Origin of the sequence: Vibrio tubiashii ATCC 19109, from assembly GCF_000772105.1 — a bacterium.
GTDB classification, from domain to species: Bacteria; Pseudomonadota; Gammaproteobacteria; order Enterobacterales; family Vibrionaceae; genus Vibrio; species Vibrio tubiashii.
The window spans coordinates 1,401,002-1,426,308 of record NZ_CP009355.1; the positions used below are offsets into that span (position 1 = coordinate 1,401,002).

The window sequence follows — 25,307 nt, forward strand, 5'->3', positions numbered from 1 at the left end:
ATGACAATTGAATTTTCTGACTTCTCTTTTAGATATGAGTCACTGGATAAACCGACATTAAAACATATCAATCTAAGGATAGAGAAAGGAGAGAAAATCGTCATTATCGGGCCAAGTGGTAGTGGTAAATCTACCCTTGGTCAATGCTTAAACGGACTGATTCCTCACGCTATCAAAGGCGAAATTTCCGGGAGCTTAACTCTAAACAGTCAAAGTATCTCAGAGCTAGACCTACACCATTACACCGAGCAAATTGGCACCGTATTGCAAGATACTGACAGCCAGTTTGTTGGGCTCAGTGTGGGCGAAGACATAGCCTTTGCCCTGGAAAACCAGCTTGCTTCCAACCTTGAGATGTACCCGCTGGTCCAATCCACTGCCAAAATGGTTGAGCTAGAACATATGCTTGACCGCTCACCTCATGATTTGTCTGGTGGTCAAAAACAACGGGTATCTTTAGCGGGCATTCTAGTTGACGATGTGGATACCTTACTGTTTGATGAGCCTCTCGCAGCTCTTGACCCTAAAACGGGGTGCAAGACAATCGAGATCATTGATCAACTGCATCAAGAGACCGGCAAAACCATCATCATCATCGAGCATCGCCTTGAAGATGTGTTGCATCGTCATGTTGACCGAGTGATCTTGATGGAGCAAGGCGAAATCGTCGCCGATATGTCACCAAACGAAATCCTCTCGTCTTCTCTATTAAACAGTCATGGCATTCGAGAGCCTTTGTATTTATCTGCGCTGAAAGCAGCTCAATGCCCAGTAGATGCAAACCATTGTGCCTCCCTGAGCACGATGCCCGTCGAATCGTACAAACCCTTATTTGCTCAGTGGCAAGCTCACCCTATCAACACAAGTTTGAGCAGCGACACTCTGTTGTCCATTCAGGGATTAACCTATTCTTACGACGGTGAAAAAAATGCGCTTGAAGATGTCTCATTTGACATCAAGCAAGGTGAGTTCGTTTCTATTTTAGGTAAGAATGGCTCAGGTAAGTCAACCATTACTAAACTCATCATGGGCGTACTGAGTCCAGACTCAGGCTCTATCTCTTTTCAAGGCCAAGACATTGCCACTTTATCCATTTTCGAACGCAGTCAGAAGATGGGTGTCGTGATGCAAAACCCGAATCATATGATCTCTCATCATATGATTTTTGACGAAGTGGCATTTGGCCTGCGTAACCAAGGCTTAACAGAGCAAGAAATCGAAAAGAAAGTTCTTGATACTCTAGAGTTATGTGGTCTCAGTAAGTACAGAAACTGGCCAATCGAGGCTCTCAGCTACGGACAGAAAAAGCGAGTTACGATTGCTTCAATTCTCGCGTTAGAACCACAATTACTGATACTGGATGAGCCAACGGCGGGTCAAGATTACCGAAACTACACCTCGATGTTGGATTTCATCGGCAAGCTCAACCAAAAATTGGGTATTACTGTCATCATCATTTCTCATGATATGCATTTAGTACTGGAGTATACCCACCGTTCGATTGTCATTTCAGACAGCAAGCTCGTGGCGGATGCTCCAATGACCGATGTGTTTACCCAACCAGAGCTATTGGATAAGGCTAACCTGACTACCACCAGCCTTTACGATTTGGCCGAAAGTTTAGAGGTGGAAAACAAAAACGCCTTTATGCAGTACTTTATCCAACAAGAGAAGAATGTCGCATGAATGCCTCTAAAATGAAGTTTGGCATTAGCTATGTCGATACCAAGTCTCCGCTGCACGCATTAAACGGAATTACCAAGTTTGCTTTATTCATGGCTTGGGTTACGGTTGTTCTTACTACCTTTGATCTACGCATGATCAGTGTGTTGATTTTAGCTGGTCTTTATCTGCTTAAACTCACTCAAGTGCCTTTTAAGGTATATAAACCTTTATTGATCGGAACGGCGAGTGTTCTACTCCTTAACGCCCTGTTTATGTTTTTGCTTGCCCCGCAACAAGGATCAGAGTTCATCGGCAGCCATAACGTTCTGCTCGCCCTACCCGGTGATTACTCGCTTACCCAAGAGACGTTGTTTTATTTAGTCACAGTAACACTCAAGTACTTCAGTATGTTCCCGATTGCTTTGGTGTTTGTTTTTACTACCCATCCAACCGAGTTTGCTGCCAGCTTAAACAGAATTGGTGTGCCATATAAGATTGCTTATGCGGTGAGTTTGACCCTGCGATACTTACCAGAAGTGAAAAATGATTTCGTCAACATCATGCATGCTCAGCAGGCTCGCGGACTCGATATCTCTAAAAGCACGCCTCTTTTCCAACGTATGCAGAATGTCGCAAAAATCCTCGGACCGTTGATTTTTTCAAGCCTTGATCGCGCCGACCAGATTTCGAATGCAATGACGTTACGAGGGTTTGGTCAACATAAAGCGCGTAGCTGGTATAGCGCTAGACCCCTGCAAAGCTCAGACAAGCTATGTCTAGTCGCAGTGGTGTTGATCGTCTTACTCGCAATCGTGAAACGCTATTTGGAAACAGAGCTTTTTTGGTATCCATTCTAAGAACAGTAACAAAGCCTAGGGTCCGCTCTAGGCTTTTGTTTAACTCAGAGCTAATGCTTTGGTCCAAATAAGCAGCAATACCATCGAAGAGGTCAGCCACACCGCTGTCGCCATCGATAAGGTTTGCACGAGTGAAAAAGTATAGCTGAAATAATAAACCGCGAGTAAATAACTAGCGTACGGCAGTAGCGAATAGAGCCCAAACAGAACAGTAACACGCAAGTCCTCCATGCTTCGCTCACTTCCCACCATATAGTGTGCAATCAATGCAAAGGTAGGAAATAGCGGTACTAATCCCGCAATATAGAAACTCTTCGACTTAGACAGCAATGCGATCATCATCACCGCAGCGGCGCCGAGCAAACACTTTAGAAATAGCGTTATCATGTCCACCCCTAGGCCAGATTCAGAAACAATTCATCGTCCGTCATGTATTTATGTTTAGTGCCTAAGTTTCTTAGGTGCATAAACATAAAGTCAGGAAAGCCAGGGGCAAGCAGGTCATTGGGTTGCCAAACAACGCCACCAACGAAGACATATCGACCTTGCTTCTCATCACTGTGTAGCGCGTTGTTAATTTCGGTAGAAAGCTCAGGACGAACACCTTCAATCACGCAGACAATCTGCCCGCGAGCGACACCAATAACACGCTTCACTAAATTGGCTTTCATCCCACACTTCCATGCTTGTCGCGTGGCCATTTCAAACCCGTGCTTTCGAATACCTTTGTGGACATTAACGATCAAGTTCATAACGTGATGTGCTTATGCTAGGTAAATAAGTTCTAGATTAGTAGTACTGCATTACGATGACGATGCCCTAGATTGGACGCTTTCTCATCAGATGAAAAAACATCGCAACATAAGATCCTAGCCATTTCCGGAAATCTAATCCTTTCTACTATTGCCTATTGAATCAGTTTGCTTCACATTGGCGTAACAAATAAGAAGGGAATAATAATGAGTACAGCAAGCTTTCTTCGCTTAATCTGCCTAGCCGCTATATGGGGTGGCTCGTTTCTATTTATGCGCATCGCCGCCAATACCTTCGGTCCTGCTTTCTTGATTGAATTAAGGGTAGGATTCGCTGCAATCAGTTTGCTGCTAGTCTCGTTGTATTTGAGACGTAAATTAGCGTTTCGCACTCATTTCAAACATTTTATGATCATTGGCCTGTTTAACACCGCGCTACCCTTCTTGCTATTTGCCTATGCGGCGCAGACGCTCAACGCCTCGACGTTGTCAGTGTTGAACTCAACTGCTGTAATATGGGGAGCCGTCATCGGTATCTTTTGGCATAAAACAGTCGTGACGCCTAAAACAAGTCTTGGAATGCTAATTGGGGTTGTAGGTGTCGTTACTTTAGTCGGAGTGGATGCAATCAATATCGGCCTAGATTCAGTCTACCCAATTCTCGCCAGTATCATGGCAACATTTAGCTATGGTATAGCGACAAACTACACTAAAACTGCGCCCAAAATTGCGGCATTTGATAACGCGCATGGCAATATGTGGGCTGCGGTTTTGATCATTCTACCGTTGCTACCTTTACTCCCAATGCGGAGTGACCCAAGCCAAGATGAGATGCTAGCTGTCTTTACTCTTGGCGTGGTTTGTACCGGTGCAGCTTATTTACTCTATTTCAGGCTAGTTGCCGACGAAGGTGCCGCCTCTGCTCTGTCTGTCACCTTCTTAATCCCTGTATTTGGTATTTTGTGGGGAACACTGATCTTAGATGAACCGATAGGCTGGAACACTATCGTTGGCACCACTTTGGTGCTAAGTGGCACCATGATGGTGACAGGGTTCTCACCTCGACAGATGTTTCAACGTCCGAAAGCGGTTGAACAGAGTTAGGGGCTCTTGCTCCTAACTATATAGTTCTAAAGTCATAAATTGACTGTTTGGATCTAGCGTGTAGTCACCAAATGGCTTGCAATAGTGAAAACCGTGCTTCGCATAGAGTGCTCTTGCGGGAGCAAAAAATCCCATTGAGCCCGTTTCCAGACTGACTCTAGTAAAGCCCTCTTGCCGTGCAAAGTCCAATGCATGCTGTAGCAAAAATGAGGCGACACCCTGATTTCTCGCCGCACTCGAAGTCCGCATGGACTTGATTTCAGCATGATTAGCGTCCAAACGTTTAATCGCGGCGCAGCCCATAAGTTTATCGGCTTTCCATCCACTCCAAAATGTTACGCTCTCATCTTGTAGCGAGCTCACATCCAACGCATGCACACTTTCAGGAGGAGATGTCGCATTCATATCGGCAAGGTGCTCTTCTAGCAACTCAAGAATTGCTGGGTGGTCTAACTGACCGGTTTTTATTTCCATGATTACTCCACTCATCATCGTTGCTAATCGCTACAGCAAGAATCAAGCCGACATAAAAACACTCTCGAAACTCGACTCACTCATCAGTGAGTCCATTGTTTGACTGGGATAATCACCCAGTGAATATCGATCATTGTCACATAAATAGAATAAACACAAATTATGATTACAAATTAGTGCGACAAGCAACTCATAATTCTTCACCTCAGACCGATAAATTTATAAACATATTTTTACAAAATGACAGATAAGCCATTTGGTATTGACGGTGTAGGAATCCTGATATGAAAGAAGTTGAATTTCGAACGATAGACCGCTTGTTTATCAAGATGTCCATCAATGACAAGATGTGGGTAATATTTGCCTTGTTCCTAATTGCAGTAGCAGCGATTGCGGGTGGCAGATATTACCAAGAGACAAATGCATTAGAGCAGCAAACAATTCAGGCGGCAGAGCACCAACTTAAAGGGATATTAAGCGTTGGCTCTCCAGAGAGTATTTTGCAACTGCCAAACGTCTCAGCGACGAGTTCGGTAAACAAACCTCAATACAATGATGGTATCGCAACAGTGACCGCGCAGGCTCCAAGCGGTCAAGCCTATCAACTTGTGCTCAACAACAAGAGCCTAGTACAAGCAGCGAAGTCACAAGCACTAACCAGTTTTGCATTAAGCTTCCTTTGGGTGATTCCGTTTGCCATTTTCTGTTATTGGGTGGCCACTTTCCTCGGTGGTGCGCTTTGGGTGCTATACACGACAACGCAACGTATTGGTGAAGGGGATTTAACCTCACGCTTAGGTTTCCATCCTGGGCGAGACGAATTCGGTACGATAGGCTGCGCGCTGGATAAAGCGATGGATACTCTGACCGAACTGGTTGTTACTGTGAAAGAGAATGCGACGACCTTAAGTGAGACTTCATCCTCTTTTGAACAAGAGATGAAACTAAGTGAAACCCAAATTAGCCAGCAATACGCGTCATTAGATTCTGTTGCCACGGCGATGGAAGAGATGACGGCTTCCGCTAAAGAGGTGTCTAACATTTCTCAGCAAGCCACTTCGCAAACAGAGAATGATGCCCAGCATATCGAACAGAGTCACACTCGTGTTCAGTCAGCGATCAGCGAAATCTCTCGACTCTCCGATTACATTGGTAAAGCTTCTGAGTCAGTGGCAAGCCTGACGGAAAATACCACACAGATTAATGAAGTAATTACCACCATTAACGCGATTTCTGAGCAGACCAACCTTCTAGCACTTAATGCAGCAATTGAAGCAGCACGTGCGGGTGAACAAGGTCGCGGGTTTGCGGTTGTAGCCGACGAAGTTCGCACCTTAGCAAGCCGTACCCAATCTGCTACGGTTGAAATTCAATCCATGATTGAAAAGCTGCAATCTGAGACTCACAGTATTGCGTCTATTACGGAACAGACTGTTAGCCAAGCGCAAACGAGCAGTGACTTAGTCGCGGATATCGGCAATGACGTACAGTCTATTTCTGAATCGGCGCGCTCTCTGATGGATATGAGCATTCAGATCTCAACCTCGGCGGAAGAACAAAGCGCTGTAGCAAACGATATTGCGACAGAGCTGAGTGATATTCGCACACAATCCAATACCATCCGCAATGTGGCTGAGCAATCCTCTGCTGGTGTCGCTAACCTAACGCAGGCTTCGGTTTCGCTTGCAGACATATTGAAAAGCTATCGAACTCAATAACTGGTGCTTTACCTAAATAAAGGGCTTCAATGCCCTTTATTTTTGCCTCAATAAAACTCTCAGCTAACTTCGACTCCCTTACCTATACTTAACTTAACTTTTTGGTGGGATAAGGACGGCGAAATGAGCACTTTATTACTGTATGTGCTGCTGTTGACCAACCCAAGCTCAGCGCAACACTCTTCATCACTTCCTCTAAAATGTAAGCTACTGCATACCGAAGACTCGTTTTGGTTCTATAAAGAGCAACTCGTCTACGAAAGCGAACAATTTATCTTGTTGCAAAACTTCAAAGGTAGAACCGTCACTCAGGTGGATATGAAAACAGGCGAACTCATACGGACAACCTACATCGGAGAGCCGTACGACCCTAAATACCAGATTTTGCTAGGAAAGTGCCTCGATGTCAGTCATACCCTAAAAATGTGGCGACTTGATGATGTGCCGTATGAGAACTAGAGAACTGGAGAACTGGAGAACTGGAGAACTGGAGAACTGGAGAACTGGAGATTTGCATCATTTGACTTAAATGAGTCAAGTATATTTGATGTGAAATCTTTTCTGATCACAATTTGATAACATCAATAACACTTTATCCTCTGTTCGATTTAGACTATTTGCTCGACATCAATGGAGAATGAACATGGAAGAGCTACTCGCCGACTACCCTATCGTCACTGAAGTACCTGTTGCATGGGGTGAAATGGATGCCCTTCAACACGTCAATAACGCGGTTTATTTTCGCTACTTCGAAACAGCACGTCTGGACTATTTCAAAAAAATCGAACTGCTGGTCGATCTCAAAACGCATCATATTGGCCCTGTACTAGGGCACACCGATTGTCGCTATAAAATACCTGTGACTTACCCTGATACCTTACTGATTGGCTCTAGAGTATCAGAGCTAAAGGATGACCGCTTTACGATGGAATACCTTGTCGTCAGCAAAAAGGTCGGCAAAGTAACCACCGTTGGAACCGCCACTTGCGTTATGTTTGATTTTAAGAACCAAACCAAAGCGACGATTCCAGAGCACATCAAGCAAGCGATTGTTGCCACGGAAGAGAAATAACACTGAATTCTGGGGGTCGTTTATCTTGGCAAATCAGTGTCACTCAAGGATCGAGTTGTTATATACTGCGCTCCATTGTCAGTTAATCACCCAATTTTCTCCATGAACAAAAGTTTACTTACCAACATCATCGCGCTCGCACTCCTAGCCGGAGGCCATCAGGCGGATAATCAAGTCGCTTTTTATGCCGGTTTATTCGCTTTCTCAGGCGCTATCACCAACTGGTTAGCCATTCATATGTTGTTCGAGAAAGTGCCCGGCTTGTATGGCTCCGGTGTGATTCCAGCTCGTTTCGAAGAGTTTAAAGCGGCGATTAAGAACCTGATGATGGAACAGTTTTTCACTCAAGAAAACATCGATAAGTTTTTGAGCAAAGAAATGGCTGGAGGTAAGTCACTTAACCTTGAGCCAGTGATCGAGAAGATCGACTTTAACCCGACATTCGACTCACTAGTTGACGTCATTGCGAACTCTCAGTTCGGCGGTATGTTGGCGATGTTTGGCGGTACAGAAGCCCTTCAGCCAATGAAGCAGCCGTTTGTCGATAAGATGAAAGAAGCTATTGTTGATATGAGCCAAAGTGACACCATCAAAGAGGCTTTAAAAGAGCAGTTTGAAGCGCCTGCAATGATGGATGAAATACGAACCAACGTGGAAAACATTATCGATCAACGCCTAAGCGAGTTAACGCCTAAACTCGTCAAAGAAATGGTGCAAAAGATGATTAAAGAGCACTTAGGCTGGCTGGTTGTCTGGGGCGGTGTCTTTGGTGGACTGATTGGTGTGGCGTCATCATTTGTCGCGTAAAACACAGTTAGATTCAATAAGGGAAGCGTCGCTTCCCTTTTTTATAGTTTGGAAATCAGGTCAGCATTAACCCCAAAGCTGGTCTTATGCTCTTCAATCACCACTTCACTTCGGGTTTGGATCACACCAGGTAAAGTGCCAAGTTTCGTCGACATAAAGTTTTGATAAGCCTTCATATCTTTAACTCTCACCTTAATCATGGTGTCAAAGTCCCCAGATAGAGAGTAACACTCCTCAATCTCAGGCATATCGGCAACAGCTTGAGCGAATTTTTCAAATATAGAGAAGCTCGTTTGATCCAGTCTGATATGAATAAAAACCTGAACGTCCAAACCCAGTTTTTCAGGGTTTAATTCGGCGTGATAGCCGGTGATATAACCTTCTTTTTCTAAACGTTTTACACGGTCGGAGCAGGGAGAAGTAGTGAGGTTTACTTGCTTAGCAAGTTCAACAATAGGTAGCCGACCTTTGAGGTTCAAGGCGCGAAGAATTTCTCGGTCGATTCGATCTAAATCCATTTATCGCTCATAGTAAGTGACAACAACGTACAGCTATTTTAAGCCAAAAGCGTTACGGCACTGATACCTAGGTGAAGTTGGGATAAAGTTTTTGTGAAGTTATGCGATTTTCACATCTGAAAAAGTTTCTTGCGAGGTAATCACTTCAGACTGGCTGTTACAAACTCGGCAAAAAGCCTGTTTTTCCATTTTGACATAGTGCGCACCTTGGAACAGAGTCGAGAAGAAACACGCCATACTTTTTACTACCGAATCATGTTGAACTTCGCAACGTTTCATCACGATCTTATGTGCTGTGCTTTTTCCGCAGCAGTGGCAGTGCATATGTGGCATTTTCTTCTCTCCTTAAAAAGTTCGCGCTATTGATAATCGACACATTGTGGAAGCGAGAGTTCATTTAATTCAAACATTAGTTTAGAAAACGTGAGGTAAGTTCAATAAATAGCCAGATTAACTGCTTCTATACGAAAAAAGCCCCGAACTTCGGGGCTTTTTACTAAAACATTCGCGAACTAGTCAAGTTCAGTCAGCTGCTTCTTAAACTTAGCGTGCTGTGCTTTCACCGACTCTTCTGGCTCACCTGTCATTAGGCTAATAGCGATAATCGCGATAGCAGAGAAGATGATTCCCGGTACGATTTCGTACACATCGAACCAACCACCTGATAGCTGTTTCCATACTACGATGGTAATACCACCAACAAGAATACCTGCTAGAGCACCATTGCGGTTCATGCGTTCCCAGTACAAGCTAAGTACAAGAGCAGGACCAAACGCAGCACCAAAACCAGCCCACGCGTAAGAAACCAGACCAAGTACAGAGCTGTCAGGTGTCATAGCAAGAACAAGTGCTACAACCGAGATACCGATAACGGCAACACGGCCAACCATGACGATCTCTTCAGAGCTCGCATCTTTCTTAAATACTTGCTTGTAGAAGTCTTCCGCTAGAGCAGACGACGAAACCAGTAGTTGTGAATCTGCGGTACTCATTACAGCCGCCAGAATCGCAGCAAGTAAGATACCGGCAATCACTGGGTGGAATAGCGAGTTAACCAGCAACATGAAGATTTTCTCGCCGTCATCAACGCTCACACCAGAGTTAGTGACATACACAAGACCAACTAGACCAACGAGCATTGCACCGACCATAGATAGCGCGGTCCAAATTACTGCAATTCGGCGTGCAGTTGTTAGATCTTTATTTGAGCGAGATGCTTTGAAACGCGCAAGGATATGAGGCTGACCAAAGTAACCTAAACCCCAAGCAACAAGCGAGATAATCGCAATTGCTGAAAGTGGCTCACCTTTTGAATCATCCCACAGTGTCAGCAGTTCAGGGTTGATCGCAGCTAAGTCATTACCTAGTTGACCAAAACCACCTTCCATCGCTGCAATCGGTACAATTAATAGCGCCGCTGCCATCAGTAGACCTTGAACCAAGTCAGTCCAAGATACCGCAAGGAAACCACCAAATAGCGTGTAAGAAACAACACACACTGTACCGATGATAACTGCCGTTGTGTAATCTAAACCAAATACTGTCTCAAACAATTTACCGCCAGCTACCAAGCCTGAGCTCGTGTAGAAAAGGAAGAATAAAAGAATGAAGAAAGCAGAAATTACCTGAATCAGTTTTGAATTATCGTTGAAACGACGAGATAGGAATTCTGGTAGTGTTAGCGCATCGGTCGTAATACTGTACGTACGTAGACGTTTTGCGTTAATTAGCCAGTTCAACCAAGTACCTACAAGTAGACCACCTGCTAGCCAGAACGCTTCGATACCCGCTGCATAAGCATAGCCTGGCAGACCAAGTAGAAGCCAACCACTCATATCAGAAGCACCTGCTGACAATGCCGCAGGCCAAGGGCCTAGTGAGCGGCCACCCAAGAAGTAATCGCTTGAGCTTTTCGTTCGCTGGTAAGCGATAACACCAATGGCCAGCATTAGTATCAGATACGCAATAAACGTGGTTGTAATAGCAAAGCTATTTTCCATGTGATTTGTCCTCTTTTAAAAGATCGCCTTCCCTGAATGCCCCCGCTAAACGGGGGCAAATCAATGAAGATTAGTGGGTTTCGCTTCCTAGTTCGAGCAAGGTCGCGTTACCACCCACTGCTGTTATATTTATTGTTCTAGTGCGCTCAGTAATAAAACGAAGCGCTAGATGGGGATCGTGTGCCACCGATAGGCTCACAAAATCCGTTTCAGACGTCAGGCTTACAATCGCACCTGAACGTTTGGCGAGTTGTCGGTTGATTGTCCTTTCAACCTCAGTGTTACCAACATAACCAATACTGCGTACATCCGATTCCAACAGTTGATGATAAGCATCAAGCGCAGCAAACTGTACTAGGTTAGTCGGCAACGAAGACTGCAGGTAAGCAGCTTCTAATGATTGACATAGCTCAGCATCATCACTGCATAAGATGATGCTGTTACCCGCGATAAGTGCTGCGCTGATTTGCGCGACTACCGCTAGCTTTGCCTGCTCTCGTGTATCGTCCTGAATCACAAGAGCTACACCACGACCTGCGGTGTACAATTCGTTGGTTTCACCTGTTGGACCAACCAATTGATGCGTCTCAGCAAGCAGTGCTGAAGCCTGTTCAATATGGTAAGAAACAACAGAAGCCAACTCAGGCTGAACTTGTTGTAAAGCCTGTTTAAAAGCGAGCAAACACTCACTCTTAGAATCAAAATTAGTTAAGTTCCAGTTTTCCCATGCAGAGAAAGCGTCAGAAAAACGAGTTACTTGATGAACCATGATTATTCTCCTTGCTCACTCAATTAAGAAAATTGTGTTTGGGTAAAACGGTACAGGTAGTGTGGACCGCCAGCTTTAGGACCCGTGCCAGATAAACCTTGACCGCCAAACGGCTGAACACCAACCACAGCACCAACTTGATCTCGGTTGATGTAACAGTTACCTACGCGAGCGTGCTTTTCGATCCAGCGATAGGTCGTTTCGTTACGACTGTGAATGCCCATCGTCAAACCAAATCCAGTGGTATTGATCTTGTCAACAATCTGGTGCAACTCACTCGCTTTAAAACGAACGATGTGCAAGATAGGTCCAAACTGCTCTTCTTCAAGACAAGAGATATCACCAATTTCAAAAGCAGTAGGAGCAACAAAGTCTCCGTGTTCATGCTCTTCAGACAACGCAAGCTGAGCGACTTTCTTTTCACTGCTGCTCATTCGCTCAATGTGCTGAAGCAGTTTCGTTTTAGCCGTCTGATCGATAACTGGACCAACATCAGTAGAATGAAGATAAGGCTTGCCTACGCTCAATTCCTGCATCGCACCTTGAATAAGGGCAACGATACGATCAGCGATATCTTCCTGAACATAGAGAACGCGCAGTGCACTACAGCGCTGACCCGCGGAAGCGAAAGCAGAACGAATAACATCACGAACCACTTGCTCTGGTAGCGCAGTACTATCAACGATCATCGCATTTTGACCACCAGTTTCAGCGATAAATGGCACTGGCGCTGCATCACGTTCGGCCAAGGTTTGGTTAATTCGCTGTGCGGTTGCGGTTGAGCCTGTAAACGCGACACCTGCAATTGCAGAGTGCGAGGTCAATGCTGAGCCAATTTCTGCGCCACGGCCAGGAAGTAGTTGGATTGTGCCTGCCGGGAAACCTGCATCTAGCATAAGTTCTACAGCGCGAGCTGCGATTAAACTGGTTTGCTCCGCAGGCTTAGCAACAACCGTGTTTCCAGAAACAAGAGCAGCGGTCACTTGTCCAAGGAAAATCGCCAACGGGAAGTTCCAAGGGCTAATACAAACAAAGACACCACGTCCTTGACGAGTAACAACGCGACTTTGACCATCAAAGCCTTTCACTGCCAGTTCGCCAAGTGCATCGACTTGTTTAGCGTAGTAACGACAGAAGTCTACCGCTTCACGAACTTCATCAATGCTGTCATGAATCGTCTTACCTGCCTCTTGATGACAGATAGCAACCAGTTCTGCTAAGTGCTCTTCAAGTAAGTCGGCTAAAGTATCCAGTTTTTCAGCACGTTGAGATTTTGGACTCGATTGCCATGCACTAAATGCTTGCTCTGCACCTTCAATGGCAGCGGAAACATGATCAAGGGTAGCAAAAGCCACCTGACCGACATGGATACGTCTGTCGTAAGGCGCCGTTACCAATTCTGTGTTGATGTTTTCCTTGATCATGCTTTCGGCAAAGAACTCGCCATTAATGATCGGCCCAGCCGTCCAGTTTTTGTTCAAGAAGCTTTCCACTTCATGCTCAAACGGCTTCGCTTCACTTTCAATATCAACGTTGATGCCAAGTGAGTTCTTGCGCTCAGGGAACACGTCAGTTGGCAGTGGGATACTGGCATTGTTTAGCGTTTCAAACGCATTTAGCATATCAACTGGATGCTGGGTCAACGTCTCTACAGGACAGCGTGCATCGACCAATCGATGTACGAAAGAGCTGTTAGCGCCGTTTTCTAGTAATCGACGTACCAGGTAAGGAAGCAGGTCTTTATGGCTACCAACTGGCGCATAAATACGAACTGACTGTTGGTAAGCTTCCATCGCGTGGTTGTACAGGGAATCCCCCATACCGTGCAGACGTTGGAATTCAAAATCTTTGTGTTCTGCCATGACCGCAATTGAAGTCACAGTCTGAGCATTGTGGCTAGCAAACTGTGGGAAGATATTACCGCGAACATTGTCGCTCAGTAGGAAGCGCGCGCAGGCTAGATATGCTACGTCTGTCGCTTCTTTACGAGTATAAACTGGATAGTTAGTGTAACCCGCTTGTTGTGACCACTTGATTTCACTGTCCCAGTAGGCACCTTTTACAAGGCGAAGTGGAATCAGGTCACCCTGTTCTTTTGCTAGACCATTGATCCAAACTAGAACAGGCAAAGCACGTTTCGAGTAGGCTTGAATCACCAGGCCAAACTTACCCCAGCCTTTAACTAGTTCGCTGCGATACACTTTTTCAAACAGTTTTAGAGAAAGCTCAAGTCGGTCAGCTTCTTCTGCATCAATGGTAATTGCAACATCAAGCTCAACCGCACGGCGAAGTAACTGCTGCAGCGTGTCATAGAGCTCAGTCAGTACGCGCTCTTCATTGGCAACTTCGTAACGTGGATGAAGTGCAGATAGCTTGATCGAAACCGATGGCGCTGGGCTAGTATCCAATCCGTAATTGTCACGCCCTACGGCTTCAATCGCCATGAGGTAATCTTTAAAGTACTTGTTAGCGTCAGCGGTTGTTAGTGCCGCTTCACCTAGCATGTCATAAGAATAGGTGAAGCCTTTGTCGCGCATTGGGCGACCATTTTTTTGCGCTTCCGCAATGCTGCGTCCAAGTACAAATTGGTGCCCCATCACTTTCATTGCCTGGTGCATCGCTTTACGGATCACAGGCTCAGACATTTTATTCACTAGACGGTTAACCGCACTCACTGGGCTCTGAGATTCGTTTTCAGAGAGACCAACAACTTTGCCTGTCAACATTAATCCCCATGTCGAGGCGTTAACAAACACAGAGTCTGAATTCTTAAGATGAGATTTCCAATCCGCAACAGTCAATTTGTCTCGAATCAGTGCGTCAGCCGTTGCTGAATCTGGGATACGCATCAACGCTTCTGCCAAACACATCAGCAAGATACCTTCTTGCGTATCAAGGCTGTATTCAAGCAGTAGAGCATCGATCATCTGAATCGACTTTTTATCCGCTCGTATCGCTTCAATAAGTTGGGTCGTCTTGGCCGCAATTTGTTCTTTTTCGCCATCGCTTGGCATTGCTAATGGCAACAATTGATTAAGCCATTGTGATTCATCCACCATGTATAGTGGAGAGATCAACGACCAAAGCTTGTTAAGCGGTTGCTCAACAAACTCAGCATTTAACACGTCAGTCGCTGTAAACATGCGTTTTCCTCAATCTCACACCTGAAATCAGTTCAGGTTTCCTACAATGGCTTGCAGTGTATTTTGAGCCCGAGAAGATTACTTGTCAAAAACTCCGAGTTTTTTGCTAAAAACTCTGATTATTAACAAAACAAATACAGAGTCACATGCAAATAAGCAAAATAATATATGGTTAAAGTTATCTTCTTTAACCAAATTGTTTCTTGTACAGAGACGGCGACATGCCTTGTAGGCGAGAAAAGGTGTGTGTGAAGGCACTTTGGCCGGAGAATCCGGTAAATTCGGCCACTTGACCTAAAGTGAGATGACCTTGCTCTATCAACTGCTTAGCCATATCAATGCGTTTGCCCAATACGTATTGATGGGGAGTGATGCCCATTTGCTCTTTAAACAACGAGTGAAACTGGCTCTCTCCAAGGAACACACTGCCAGCAAGCTGCGTGACGGAGATTTTTTGACTTAGATGTTGCTCGATATAACGATCGATCGCCTCTAAATCAAAACGCGAATCTCGTCGAATACTAGTAAACGCTGACATGTGGCGCTGCAACAGCGCAACAACCGTATCGTTACAGGCTCGGCTTAGCAGAAGGTCATCTGGGCTAGACTGCATTTCCGCTACCAGCATTTGAATCAACTTTTGAATCTGGCTGTCGAGCTGAAAGTAGGTATCCTTTTGATTCAGGTCGTTCAGCCTTTGTAACAACAAAGGATCATCGTCTTTAGGCAACGGCATATTGAGCACTAAGATATCCGATTGATCCAATACGCTACCAAAAGCATGACCCGTCCCAGAAGTCACCACACAGCCTTGACCGGGTCCCACCAAATTACCGTAGCCACTGACTTCGAACTCCGCTTTTCCTTTCAATCCAATCACCACTTGCGTGTAATTATGGTCATGACAATCCATATAAGATGGCAAAGTGACCAATTGCGCAGGCAAAGGCGACAAATCTTTGGCAGCTGATGGTTTATTTTCTGACTTAAAGGGTGAAGACATAGCGGTCCACTAGTGTATTTGGTGGCGGAATGTTCATGGTATACCAAAAGTGATTCAACTCGAAATTCCTATTGATAATTTATCAAATAGGTTGCATTTTGCTCAGTAAGGCTCGTCTCTGACTCGGTTTCCAGTTGTTGAAAAAATCATCATCCAGCCTACTGGAAGAATGATCAAGTGCACATAAATTACGGCTTATGTCACTTCTATCCATTTTACCTCTAATCGATCAAGATTCTTTACTTGCATATTTCTTCAATGCGCCCAAAATGGATTAGGTAATGGATAAGTTTATCTCGATTTATGATAAGCTTAGGTCAGACTCTCTAGAAATGGAGAGGAATAAATGGAAGAAATAGACCTTTGCAAGGCACCTTAGCAATGGACTGTCAAAAGTTTGTCTTTTTCCTATTTTAAGGTACATATCGATTCGAACATGTACTGGGTTTAAATATTTTACTTTGGTAATTTAAACGTTAATTGTTGCAGGGACTTATGATCATACGTCGCATCCCAGCGCTTTTGCTTGCGCTAAGCCCTCTTTGGGTTTCGACTTCGATTTTTGCAGATGAAAATGTACAGGCTGATCCTGTCGCTGAAATCGAGAGTAAATTAGAAAATAAAGAAGCGGAAATGGGTACTATGGCTACAGAGTTCGACTCTGAAGCTGAACGCCTCCAACAACTTCAGAATGATAAGAGTAAACTTAAGCGTAGTGAGCAAGAGCTCAACGCTAAGCGTAATCGAACCAAGTCGGCACTGGACAAACAGTATAACCGTCTTTTAGATGATCCAGACATCGACTTAGTTTCTTTCCAGAAGGCCTATCAGGACGCATGGTCTGAAGTGAAAGAAAACCAGTCTTCTCTGCTTGAGAACCAGCAAGCCATCACAGAAAGTGAAATGCGCCTTTCGCAAATTAAGCAGAAACAGGCACGACTCAACTCTGAGCTTTCTTACCTGCAAGAGCAAAAAGTGGAAGCACGTGTGAAGCGTATTGCCGCAGAGCTCCGTGAAAGCGATGTGCTAGAAACGAGTTTCAAAACGACCTGTTCTTCGACCATGACATTGGGCGAATGTACTAGCCAAGGCCAATACTTAACTAAGCAGAAAGCGGTGAAAGCGTTTAAAGCTAAGTTAATGGATCGATTAACTGAGTCGAACTTAGCCAAGCAAAATGCTAAAGGTGTTCAGCTAAACGTACATGTTCAGGAAAGCCAAATCATCCGTTCTGGTTTTGAAGGTAACAATAGTTACTTCACGCAAATGCAGTCTCAACTTCAAGCTCGACCAGAAGCTTCAGCGGCATGTAAGCTGCTCAATGTTTCTTCTCGCTACTGCTTGAAAGGCGAGCAAGCAGCAAAAACCAAAAAGAACGATAAGAACTGGGTAAACATAACCGTTCGTTCTGATCAGTACGACGATGCAGTTGTTATCAACGGTATCAATTACGGTAGCACTCCAGTAGAAGTTGTTCTTCCACGTGGCCAGCACCAAGTAACCGTATCGAAAAGTGGGTACGAAACCTACAACCGCGAAATCAGTGTGAATGCGAATGACACGGTTTGGGTTAAGCTACGTCCGAGTGGATAACGCTTGAAATTCATGCTGAATTCACAAGATTGAGCTAAAAACGCCATTTTGATCCTAAGTTATTAAAGGATAACTTAAGACAAAGTGGCGTTTTCGTTTAAAATAAGCCAATTAATCAATAATTAGATGTAGAAGAAAGACATGCGCCCAGGTTTACCAGCCCTTTTGTTAGCATTATCTCCGTGTTTGCTTCTCTCTCCTGTGGTAGCAGAAGAAGCGCCGAAGACATTGGTTCAGATTGATGACCAACTCTTCACTACACACGATGAGTTAAAAGCTGCGCTAGAAGCGAAAGAACAGCAGCAAGCGCTGCTAGATAGCAAGAAATCAGAATTGGACTCTCTTGAACAAAAGGCCAAGTCTTTGGATGACGCGTTCACTAACGCGAAAAGTAAGCTAGAAAATGCTTACCAACGCATGATTGACGATCCAAACATTGATCTTGCTGCATCACAAAAAGCTTACCAAGATGCGTGGTCGGCGGTTAAACAGAACCAAAAAGCACGCTTGTCGACTGAGCAAGAGCTGGTAGAAATACGCAATGTCTTTGCAACTCGCCAAGCTGAGCTTGAAGCTATTGAACAAAAGATCGCTAGTTTAGACGAAGACAAGATTCGTGCGAGAGTTGAGCAGCTTAGGGCTGAGCTGAAACAACCGCAGCAGATTTCCGTTAGCTTTACTAACCGATGCCAGCCTTCGCTTACGCTTTCGCAATGTGACCAGCAAACTAAAGAGCTTGCTCTGCAAAAAGCCGTCAAACAGTTTAGAGCTGAAATTGCCGAACAAACTAGCGAAAGTGGTCTGGTTAAGCGCAATATCAATGACACATCTCTTAATATCCATGTGATTAAACATGTGACTAAGCAAGCCGGTTTCTACGATGGTGTCCGTTATCGCACTATCATGGATGTTGAGCTTGAATCACGCCCTAAAGCGAGAGCAGCATGTGACTTATTGCAGGTTGACACTCAGTACTGTTTCGCACCTGGCGCGTCACGAGAGCTGCAAGCTGACCAAGAAATGGCATGGGTAACACTTGCGGTACGTTCTAATCAGTTCAACGACAGTGTTTATATCGATGGCGTTTCCTACGGTAGTACACCCGTTGAAATTATGCTGCCTATCGGTCTTCACGACATTACCGTACAAAAAGAAGGCTACAAAGCTTTTACCCAGCAAGTATCAGTAAAGTCAGACACTGCCATTCGAGCAGTTTTAAAAGAAAAGTCAAACCCACTTCGAGCGGGTAGTAAGTTTGCTGACGGTATGGCAAATGATGGTCAAGCACCTGAAATGATTGCTATTTTACAAGGAAAATACTTCACGGGGGAAAACGCTTCGAAACAAGTATTCCTTGATCATGCTTTCGGCATTGGCGCGACTCCTGTAACGGTGAGTCAATTTGCTACCTTTGTCGAGCACACCAATTACCAAACGGATGCAGAACTTAAAAACACCTGTACTGCACTTGTGAATGGTGAAGTTACTCCTGTATCTAAAGCAAGCTGGCGTGATCCTGGCTTTAAGCAGTACCCGAACTCTCCTGTGGTTTGTGTCAGCCAAAACGATGCCAAGTCGTATGCGAATTGGCTACGCAAGCAGACAGGCGCGGCTTATCGTCTACCTACTGAAGAAGAGTGGGAAGTTGCTGCACGCGCTGGTAGCCAAGATAAATATTGGTGGGGCGACGCCTTCATCTCAGGTGAAGCCAATACCGGTTGGAGTGGTACTCCGTGGTCTAACGCGAGCACATCGCCAGTCAGTGCCTTTAAGCCAAACCAACTTGGTCTCTATGATGTAGTGGGCAACGTTTGGCAATGGACAAGCAGCCCTAAAGGTATCGCAAAAGGTGGCGCTTGGAATTTTTCCCCTGAAATGGCGGCTTCTGATAAGCAACTGTTCTTATCTACCTTTGAAGCGGCAAACTACCTCGGTTTCCGCGTCGTCCGAGACATCAACTAACCAGTCTAAAGGGGGGATTTCCCCCCTTTTTTATTACTATCAAAGAGATATGACAACTAACGAGTCAGGTTGTATTACCTAACTCAGTATCTATTGATACGTCTATACTCAGTGAATCACTGAGTTCATAGAACCTCTTCTACACGTCGACAAGATTATTTCTTGTGTTTGCCAGTCATCGTATGGTGCCTGGCATTTTTTATCGTACAGAATATTTAAGTCTGATATGATATTCGTTCTGTTTTATAAGATTTATATTGATAAGTGAACGAACAACAAGCCTCTCTATTCAATCAACTCCCCGGCTATTGGGGCTGTAAAGACCTCAATTCTGTTTTTGTTTACGCCAACGATGCCTACGCTAAGCTTATCGGCTTTACGCAGTCGAGCCAGTGTAGTGGTTTGTCGGATAGCCAAATGCCAAGCCCAACCTCTCGTTGTGCTGCTGATTTCGTGCGCCAAGACCGATATGTCATAGAGAACAAGGCCCAACTTAAGATCTTAGATATTCACCCCTACCCTGATGGTAGTTGGCGTGCGCACATCTTTACTAAGACCCCTTGGCTAGACGACAGTGGGCAGGTACAAGGCACCATATTTTATGGCCAAGAGTTGTCGAACACAGCGATTTTAGAAGTGAGCCACTGGATATGTCGAGCGACTGGACTCACATCAAATGAAACGTTAGCAGGTGATACGCCACCAACCAGCACCTTAAACAGTAAACTGACCTCTAGAGAATCTGAAGCACTGTTTCTATTGTTGTATGGGAAAAAGCCAAGCTATATCGCGAAAATAATGAAGATATCGATCAAGACATTGGAAAGCTATGTCGTTAGGCTTAGGCACAAATTTGGTGCTCACTCTAAGGCTCATCTGATCGATCTGGCACTTGAGCAAGGCTACGGGTCCTACATCCCAGAAACCTTGTTAAAGACTCAGATTTCCGTTGCTCTTAATGCAGAAAACGCCGCGTAATGCGGCGTTTTGACTATGGAGCAAGGCGATCAATATGCCACGCTTCGTGATCTTTGGAAAACAAGAAACGGTCATGAAGTCGATGTTCGCCTCCTTGCCAGAATTCGATGCTTTCTGGCCTAATACGATAGCCTCCCCAGAAACTTGGTACCGGGATTTCACCTGCTTCAAACTTCTTTTTAAGCTCTAGGAACTTACCTTCTAAAACCCCACGTGCTGAAATGCGGCTGCTTTGTTTACTGGCAATCGCCGCAAGCTGACTGGATTTAGGTCTTGAAGAGAAATACTTCATATTTTCGACGGCACTGAGTTTTTCTGCAACTCCAGTAATATGGACCTGTCTTTCCAGCGGATGCCAAGGAAAATGTAAGCTCACCTTAGCATTGTGCTCGATTTGTTGCGCCTTACGACTACCCAAGTTGGTATAGAATATAAATCCTTGCTCATCGACGTTTTTTAGCAAGACTATTCGTTGGAAAGGCTGACCTGTTTCATCCACCGTTGCCACTGTCATTGCTGTTGGATCTGTTAGCTTGGCATCAATCGCTTGCTTCAACCACAAATTGAATTGAGCAACTGGGTCTGACAACAAATCTTTTCTTCGCAAACCACCTTTTGTGTATTCGCGACGAATATCATCAAGTTCCATCTTTTCTCCTCGGCGAAATTTTTTTGTCGATTGTGCGCTCTTAATGATAAGAACTCAAGCCCAAGGCAACGGATAACGCTACACTCTATAAAAACCATCGATTAAATCTAAGTTAACTATTTTACTAGAATAAATATGACAGCAAATCCTTAACATTTTGGGTCATGAGTAATAAAATCAATAGAATAACTCTATATAATAAGGACTACCCATGAGTAAGAGCGGTTATGACAAGCTTACTCCGAACGAACTGGACTATGTCGACGACAAAACAGCGGCACTCTTACTAAACACACCGAATAGTGCGCGTGTGATGCTGTGGATCATGGTGCTGTTTTTTGTGCTTGCCGCTTTATGGGCATCTTGGGCAGAAATCGACAAGGTCACGGTTGGTCAAGGTAAAGTCGTTCCTTCTTCTCAGATTCAAGTAGTACAAAACTTAGAAGGTGGTCTAGTCAAAGAGATCCTTGTCCGTGAAGGCCAAAAGGTTGAAAAAGGCCAGCAGCTATTGCTTATTGACGATACGCGTTTCCGTTCCGATTACCGTGAGCGTGAACAACAAGTCGCCAACTTAACGGCGAGTGTTTTACAGCTCTCGGCTTCCATTACGAGTGTAGAGCTCAACGAAGATTTTGATGAAACCAACTGGCAAAAGAGTGTACTACTCAACTTTAACAAGTTGGCCTTCCCCCCGATTCTCGAAGAAACACAACCTAATCTAGTCGCTCGCCAACGCGCAGAGTATCGCCAAGATTTAAATAATCTGCGTAACCAGATATCGCTACTTGATCAACAGGTAAAACAGAAGCAACAAGATCTGGTTGAAATCCAAGCTCGCGTTAGAAACTTACGCGAGAGCTATCGCTTTGCCAACAAAGAGCTTGAGATTACTAAGCCGCTTGCTGAAGAAGGTGTCGTACCAAGAATTGAACTGCTCAAACTTCAGCGTCAGGTTAACGATACTCGCCGCGAGATGACTTCTAGCGAACTCAAGGTTCCAGTCCTTAAATCTGCGATTCGCGAAGCCATGCTTAGCCGCATTGATGCGGCGCAGAAGTTCCGCTCAGAGCAACAAGAGAAGCTAAACCAAGCACAAGACAAACTCTCTTCGCTCACAGAATCAACCGTGGGTTTAGAAGACCGAGTCAACCGTACTATCGTCACCTCTCCTGTGACCGGCACGGTCAAAACCCTCAACGTCAACACTGTTGGTGGTGTTATCCAACCGGGTATGGATATTGTTGAAATTGTACCAAGCGAAGACACGCTACTTGTTGAAGCCAAAATCGCGCCTCAAGATATCGCGTTTCTGCGTCCGGACCTTCACACTATCGTTAAGTTTAGTGCTTATGACTTCACTAAATACGGTGGTTTAGAGGGAACGCTCGAACACATAAGCGCCGATACAACCACCGACGAAGAGGGAAATAGCTTCTATCTTGTGCGAGTACGGACTAAAGAGACAAGTCTAGACAAAGACAACTCGCTACCGATTATCCCGGGGATGACCGCATCGGTCGACATCATTACGGGTAAACGCACCATTTTAGAATATCTGCTTAAGCCGATTCTTAGCGCGCAGAACAATGCTCTAAAGGAATAGATTGCATGATGAACAAAGAGTCAGAGAAAACAATTTGAACGTTCGCGTGTTTGCCAACGGCCTGATTGCTTTTGCTGTACTGCTGTTAGCCACAACCACATCGTTTGCTCTTAATACCCAAGAGCAACGCTGGGTCGATGCTGTCCGAAAAACCTACGGTGATCGCGCCGGCCGCCGTGTCGAGACGTGGCGTAAAGAGATGGCGCAGTATAAGTCGATCCCTGAACGGGATAAGCTGACCAAAGTAAATAACTTCTTCAATCAACTCAATTTCGTCAACGATATTCACCTATGGGGCAAAAACGATTACTGGGCGACGCCTTTGGAGTTCCTTGGTAGTAATGCAGGGGACTGTGAAGACTTCACCATCGCTAAGTATTTTTCCCTTCTTGAACTGGGTGTATCAGATAAAAAACTCCGCTTGGTGTATGTTAAAGCCATTGAATTAAATCAGTTTCATATGGTTTTGGCCTATTACTCCAAGCCAAGTGCAGAACCGATTCTGCTCGACAACATCAACCCACAAATTAAACGTGCATCTAAACGCCGAGATCTATTACCTATATACAGTTTCAACGGTAAGAATCTATGGCTGATGAAGTCGAAACAGGGACAACTTGCAGGGAAGTCTTCGAGGCTAAGCCTATGGAATGACCTCCGTGCGCGCGAGAAATCGCTCAAACTAAATAAACCAGTAGTCAATTATGATGAGTAGGCAATATGACTTTATATAAACAACTTGTCGCAGGTATGATTGCGGTCATTTTGATGCTGTTAATCTCGGTGTTTATCATCGAATTTAACACCACTCGAAATAACCTCATTCAACAGCAGCGCTCTGAGGTGAATAACACCATCAATACGGTCGGTCTCGCGTTAGCCCCGTATTTAGAAAACAAGGACCAAGTTGCCGTGGAATCGGTCATCAATGCCTTGTTTGATGGAAGTAGTTATTCTGTGGTGCGTTTGATCTTCCTTGATACTGGAGACGAGATTCTACGCTCGTATCCAATAAAGCCAAACAATGTGCCTAAATGGTTCACTCGCCTCAACCTGTTTGAAAAGATCCACGACCGACGCGTTGTGACGAGCGGATGGATGCAGCTAGCCGAAGTCGAGATTGTCAGCCACCCTGGGGATGCCTACACCCAACTATGGCTTGCATTTGAGCGCTTGGTGATTGCTTTTTGTATAATCATGCTGATTGGTTTGTTCTCTATCTCTTTCATCCTAAAACGCGCGCTTCGCCCTTTGCAGCTTATCGTAAGCAAAATGGAGCAAGTCGCGAACAATCAGTTTGGCGAGCCACTTCCTCGACCAGCAACACAAGACTTAATCTATGTTGTTGATGGCATTAACAGCATGTCCGCCCAACTTGAGAAATCCTTCAAAGCACAAGCAAAAGAAGCTCAGCAACTTCGTGAACGTGCCTACATTGACCCAGTGTCGCAACTTGGTAACCGCGCGTACTACATGAGTCAGCTTAACTCGTGGATTGGCGAAGGTGGTATTGGCGGTGTTGCAATACTGGAAGCTAGCTTCATTCGCGAACTGTATGAAGAGAAAGGCTATGAAGCGGGTGATGGTATGGTTCGAGAGCTCGCAGATCACTTGAAGGTGTCTATGTCATCTCCAGATGTCACTCTAGCGCGTATCTCTACAGAGGAATTTGGTTTTATCTTACCAAATGTCGATGATTCTGAGCTTAAGTTGATTGCCGAGAGCATTGTTACATACGTGCAAGATATCAACGCCGATCCAACAGGTATGGCGACCGCCAACTTGTCGTTGGGTGTGGTTTTCAACAAGGCTTCGACAAACTCGACAGAACTGCTCACCATGCTTGATAACGCTTTGGCCAATGCGAAGTCAAACCCAGAACTTAACTACGGTTATGTGACTGGAGAAGACACTGACAACCTAATGGGTAAACAGCAGTGGAAAACCTTGGTGGAAGAAGCGATCAGCAATGATTGGTTTAGCTTCCGTTTTCAGGCTGCCAATAACAGTTGGGGGCAAGCTTATCACCGCGAAGTTTTCTCTGCGATTGAGAAAGATGGCGAACGCTACAGCGCCAATCAATACCTGTTTGCTTTAGAACAGCTTAATGCTAGCCACCTATTCGACGAATATGTGATTAAGGCGATTGTCGAGCGACTAGAAGCAGGCGAATTTAGTGAACCTGTTGCGATCAACATTGCGCAGAGCAGTATCTCTCAGCCAAGCTTTATCCGTTGGGTGACGCAATTGCTAAACAAACATTCGTCAGTTGCCTCACTGCTGCATTTTGAGATTCCTGAAAACTGCTTTATCAACTCGCCGCACCACACAGCGCTTTTCTGTAATGCGGTACGCGGGGCAGGCGCAGATTTTGGTGTCGATAACTATGGCCGTAACTTCCAATCTTTGGACTACATCAACGAGTTCCGTCCTGCGTATGTGAAGCTAGATTATCTCTATACTCACCACTTGGATGATGAGAAGCAGAAATTTACTCTGACCTCTATTTCGAGAACAGCGCATAACTTGGGCATCAAGACTATCGCTTCACGTGTCGAAACTCAGACTCAGTTAGATTTCTTATCTGAGCACTTTATTGAAGTCTTCCAAGGCTTCATCGTAGATAAATAATAAACAAAA

23 protein-coding genes are annotated in these 25,307 nt (G+C 45.0%); 13 read left to right on the forward strand and 10 right to left on the reverse strand.

The genetic code is table 11. The features are described 5' to 3' along the window. Entirely contained in the window at window positions 1-1,686 is a 1,686-nt protein-coding gene (locus IX91_RS21480; protein ID WP_004744567.1) for an ABC transporter ATP-binding protein, read from the forward strand. Beyond that, entirely contained in the window at window positions 1,683-2,522 is an 840-nt protein-coding gene (locus IX91_RS21485; protein ID WP_004744566.1) for an energy-coupling factor transporter transmembrane component T family protein, read from the forward strand. The genes IX91_RS21480 and IX91_RS21485 overlap by 4 nt, the downstream gene beginning before the upstream one ends. Window positions 2,523-2,561: 39 nt before the next feature. Here IX91_RS21485 and IX91_RS21490 read toward each other — a convergent pair whose 3' ends face one another. Together IX91_RS21490 and IX91_RS21495 are read right to left on the reverse strand one after the other, a co-directional pair. Further along, window positions 2,562-2,909: a GlpM family protein gene (locus IX91_RS21490; protein ID WP_004744565.1), complete on the reverse strand. Its 348-nt coding sequence runs from the start codon at window positions 2,907-2,909 to the stop codon at window positions 2,562-2,564. Window positions 2,910-2,917: 8 nt separating this feature from the next. Then, complete coding sequence (locus tag IX91_RS21495; RefSeq protein WP_004744564.1) at window positions 2,918-3,274, reverse strand: hypothetical protein; 357 nt, start codon at window positions 3,272-3,274, stop codon at window positions 2,918-2,920. A gap of 207 nt (window positions 3,275-3,481) precedes the next feature. On the opposite strand from IX91_RS21495, the gene IX91_RS21500 reads away from it, so the two are divergent. Continuing rightward, window positions 3,482-4,378, forward strand: coding sequence for a DMT family transporter (locus IX91_RS21500; protein WP_004744563.1), 897 nt, complete (start codon window positions 3,482-3,484; stop codon window positions 4,376-4,378). A 12-nt stretch (window positions 4,379-4,390) separates the two neighbouring features. On the opposite strand, the gene IX91_RS21505 is transcribed toward IX91_RS21500, so the two are convergent. Further along, the gene (locus IX91_RS21505; RefSeq protein WP_004744562.1) at window positions 4,391-4,852 is read right to left on the reverse strand and encodes a GNAT family N-acetyltransferase; all 462 of its coding nucleotides are present in this window, start codon (window positions 4,850-4,852) and stop codon (window positions 4,391-4,393) included. Between the two features lie 284 nt (window positions 4,853-5,136). Here IX91_RS21505 and IX91_RS21510 point away from each other — a divergent pair, with 284 nt between their 5' ends. The 4 genes from IX91_RS21510 to IX91_RS21525 all read left to right on the forward strand — a co-directional run bounded on the left by IX91_RS21510 (window position 5,137) and on the right by IX91_RS21525 (window position 8,449). After that, on the forward strand, window positions 5,137-6,570 hold the full coding sequence (locus IX91_RS21510; protein WP_004744561.1) for a methyl-accepting chemotaxis protein: 1,434 nt from the start codon (window positions 5,137-5,139) through the stop codon (window positions 6,568-6,570). 123 nt (window positions 6,571-6,693) lie between these two features. After that, on the forward strand, window positions 6,694-7,029 hold the full coding sequence (locus IX91_RS21515) for a hypothetical protein (RefSeq protein WP_004744560.1): 336 nt from the start codon (window positions 6,694-6,696) through the stop codon (window positions 7,027-7,029). Window positions 7,030-7,213: 184 nt separating this feature from the next. Next, window positions 7,214-7,642 (forward strand): acyl-CoA thioesterase, encoded by a 429-nt coding sequence (locus IX91_RS21520; protein ID WP_004744559.1) that lies wholly within the window; start codon window positions 7,214-7,216, stop codon window positions 7,640-7,642. Window positions 7,643-7,744: 102 nt separating this feature from the next. Beyond that, window positions 7,745-8,449, forward strand: a complete 705-nt coding sequence (locus IX91_RS21525) for a DUF445 domain-containing protein (protein ID WP_004744558.1) — start codon at window positions 7,745-7,747, stop codon at window positions 8,447-8,449. Window positions 8,450-8,490: 41 nt separating this feature from the next. Here IX91_RS21525 and IX91_RS21530 read toward each other — a convergent pair whose 3' ends face one another. The 6 genes from IX91_RS21530 to IX91_RS21555 all read right to left on the reverse strand — a co-directional run bounded on the left by IX91_RS21530 (window position 8,491) and on the right by IX91_RS21555 (window position 15,882). Next, window positions 8,491-8,967, reverse strand: coding sequence for an Lrp/AsnC family transcriptional regulator (locus IX91_RS21530; protein WP_004744557.1), 477 nt, complete (start codon window positions 8,965-8,967; stop codon window positions 8,491-8,493). Window positions 8,968-9,066: 99 nt separating this feature from the next. Beyond that, window positions 9,067-9,300 carry a hypothetical protein gene (locus IX91_RS21535; protein WP_004749665.1) on the reverse strand — a complete coding sequence of 78 codons (234 nt, stop codon included), beginning with the start codon at window positions 9,298-9,300 and terminating at the stop codon, window positions 9,067-9,069. Between the two features lie 179 nt (window positions 9,301-9,479). Then, window positions 9,480-10,967, reverse strand: coding sequence for a sodium/proline symporter PutP (gene putP, locus IX91_RS21540; protein WP_004744556.1), 1,488 nt, complete (start codon window positions 10,965-10,967; stop codon window positions 9,480-9,482). 70 nt (window positions 10,968-11,037) lie between these two features. Further along, complete coding sequence (locus IX91_RS21545) at window positions 11,038-11,736, reverse strand: hypothetical protein (RefSeq protein ID WP_004744555.1); 699 nt, start codon at window positions 11,734-11,736, stop codon at window positions 11,038-11,040. A 23-nt stretch (window positions 11,737-11,759) separates the two neighbouring features. After that, window positions 11,760-14,879, reverse strand: coding sequence for a bifunctional proline dehydrogenase/L-glutamate gamma-semialdehyde dehydrogenase PutA (gene putA, locus IX91_RS21550; protein ID WP_004749666.1), 3,120 nt, complete (start codon window positions 14,877-14,879; stop codon window positions 11,760-11,762). Window positions 14,880-15,066: 187 nt separating this feature from the next. Then, window positions 15,067-15,882, reverse strand: coding sequence for an AraC family transcriptional regulator (locus tag IX91_RS21555; RefSeq protein WP_004745804.1), 816 nt, complete (start codon window positions 15,880-15,882; stop codon window positions 15,067-15,069). A gap of 495 nt (window positions 15,883-16,377) precedes the next feature. On the opposite strand from IX91_RS21555, the gene IX91_RS21560 reads away from it, so the two are divergent. From IX91_RS21560 to IX91_RS21570, 3 genes are all read left to right on the forward strand, one after another. After that, entirely contained in the window at window positions 16,378-17,475 is a 1,098-nt protein-coding gene (locus tag IX91_RS21560; protein WP_004749667.1) for a PEGA domain-containing protein, read from the forward strand. A gap of 141 nt (window positions 17,476-17,616) precedes the next feature. After that, the gene (locus IX91_RS21565; RefSeq protein ID WP_004745802.1) at window positions 17,617-19,437 is read left to right on the forward strand and encodes an SUMF1/EgtB/PvdO family nonheme iron enzyme; all 1,821 of its coding nucleotides are present in this window, start codon (window positions 17,617-17,619) and stop codon (window positions 19,435-19,437) included. A gap of 264 nt (window positions 19,438-19,701) precedes the next feature. Next, on the forward strand, window positions 19,702-20,415 hold the full coding sequence (locus IX91_RS21570; protein ID WP_004745801.1) for a helix-turn-helix transcriptional regulator: 714 nt from the start codon (window positions 19,702-19,704) through the stop codon (window positions 20,413-20,415). 13 nt (window positions 20,416-20,428) lie between these two features. Here the strand turns inward: IX91_RS21570 and pdxH are convergent, their stop codons facing one another. Then, window positions 20,429-21,064, reverse strand: coding sequence for a pyridoxamine 5'-phosphate oxidase (pdxH, locus tag IX91_RS21575; RefSeq protein WP_004745800.1), 636 nt, complete (start codon window positions 21,062-21,064; stop codon window positions 20,429-20,431). Between the two features lie 211 nt (window positions 21,065-21,275). Here pdxH and IX91_RS21580 point away from each other — a divergent pair, with 211 nt between their 5' ends. From IX91_RS21580 to IX91_RS21590, 3 genes are all read left to right on the forward strand, one after another. Then, entirely contained in the window at window positions 21,276-22,667 is a 1,392-nt protein-coding gene (locus IX91_RS21580; RefSeq protein ID WP_004745799.1) for an HlyD family type I secretion periplasmic adaptor subunit, read from the forward strand. A 61-nt stretch (window positions 22,668-22,728) separates the two neighbouring features. Next, window positions 22,729-23,382, forward strand: coding sequence for a transglutaminase-like cysteine peptidase (locus tag IX91_RS21585; protein WP_038197796.1), 654 nt, complete (start codon window positions 22,729-22,731; stop codon window positions 23,380-23,382). A gap of 5 nt (window positions 23,383-23,387) precedes the next feature. After that, the gene (locus tag IX91_RS21590) at window positions 23,388-25,298 is read left to right on the forward strand and encodes a bifunctional diguanylate cyclase/phosphodiesterase (RefSeq protein WP_004745797.1); all 1,911 of its coding nucleotides are present in this window, start codon (window positions 23,388-23,390) and stop codon (window positions 25,296-25,298) included. Window positions 25,299-25,307: the final 9 nt, after the last annotated feature.

Excerpts from the sequence above, each read along its gene's own strand:
- IX91_RS21480 (WP_004744567.1), top strand. The coding sequence starts at position 1 with ATGACAATTGAATTTTCTGACTTCTCTTTTAGATATGAGTCACTGGAT.
- IX91_RS21485 (WP_004744566.1), top strand. The coding sequence starts at position 1,683 with ATGAATGCCTCTAAAATGAAGTTTGGCATTAGCTATGTCGATACCAAG.
- IX91_RS21490 (WP_004744565.1), bottom strand. The coding sequence starts at position 2,909 with ATGATAACGCTATTTCTAAAGTGTTTGCTCGGCGCCGCTGCGGTGATG.
- IX91_RS21495 (WP_004744564.1), bottom strand. The coding sequence starts at position 3,274 with ATGAACTTGATCGTTAATGTCCACAAAGGTATTCGAAAGCACGGGTTT.
- IX91_RS21500 (WP_004744563.1), top strand. The coding sequence starts at position 3,482 with ATGAGTACAGCAAGCTTTCTTCGCTTAATCTGCCTAGCCGCTATATGG.
- IX91_RS21505 (WP_004744562.1), bottom strand. The coding sequence starts at position 4,852 with ATGGAAATAAAAACCGGTCAGTTAGACCACCCAGCAATTCTTGAGTTG.
- IX91_RS21510 (WP_004744561.1), top strand. The coding sequence starts at position 5,137 with ATGAAAGAAGTTGAATTTCGAACGATAGACCGCTTGTTTATCAAGATG.
- IX91_RS21515 (WP_004744560.1), top strand. The coding sequence starts at position 6,694 with ATGAGCACTTTATTACTGTATGTGCTGCTGTTGACCAACCCAAGCTCA.
- IX91_RS21520 (WP_004744559.1), top strand. The coding sequence starts at position 7,214 with ATGGAAGAGCTACTCGCCGACTACCCTATCGTCACTGAAGTACCTGTT.
- IX91_RS21525 (WP_004744558.1), top strand. The coding sequence starts at position 7,745 with ATGAACAAAAGTTTACTTACCAACATCATCGCGCTCGCACTCCTAGCC.
- IX91_RS21530 (WP_004744557.1), bottom strand. The coding sequence starts at position 8,967 with ATGGATTTAGATCGAATCGACCGAGAAATTCTTCGCGCCTTGAACCTC.
- IX91_RS21535 (WP_004749665.1), bottom strand. The coding sequence starts at position 9,300 with ATGCCACATATGCACTGCCACTGCTGCGGAAAAAGCACAGCACATAAG.
- putP (WP_004744556.1), bottom strand. The coding sequence starts at position 10,967 with ATGGAAAATAGCTTTGCTATTACAACCACGTTTATTGCGTATCTGATA.
- IX91_RS21545 (WP_004744555.1), bottom strand. The coding sequence starts at position 11,736 with ATGGTTCATCAAGTAACTCGTTTTTCTGACGCTTTCTCTGCATGGGAA.
- putA (WP_004749666.1), bottom strand. The coding sequence starts at position 14,879 with ATGTTTACAGCGACTGACGTGTTAAATGCTGAGTTTGTTGAGCAACCG.
- IX91_RS21555 (WP_004745804.1), bottom strand. The coding sequence starts at position 15,882 with ATGTCTTCACCCTTTAAGTCAGAAAATAAACCATCAGCTGCCAAAGAT.
- IX91_RS21560 (WP_004749667.1), top strand. The coding sequence starts at position 16,378 with ATGATCATACGTCGCATCCCAGCGCTTTTGCTTGCGCTAAGCCCTCTT.
- IX91_RS21565 (WP_004745802.1), top strand. The coding sequence starts at position 17,617 with ATGCGCCCAGGTTTACCAGCCCTTTTGTTAGCATTATCTCCGTGTTTG.
- pdxH (WP_004745800.1), bottom strand. The coding sequence starts at position 21,064 with ATGGAACTTGATGATATTCGTCGCGAATACACAAAAGGTGGTTTGCGA.
- IX91_RS21580 (WP_004745799.1), top strand. The coding sequence starts at position 21,276 with ATGAGTAAGAGCGGTTATGACAAGCTTACTCCGAACGAACTGGACTAT.
- IX91_RS21590 (WP_004745797.1), top strand. The coding sequence starts at position 23,388 with ATGACTTTATATAAACAACTTGTCGCAGGTATGATTGCGGTCATTTTG.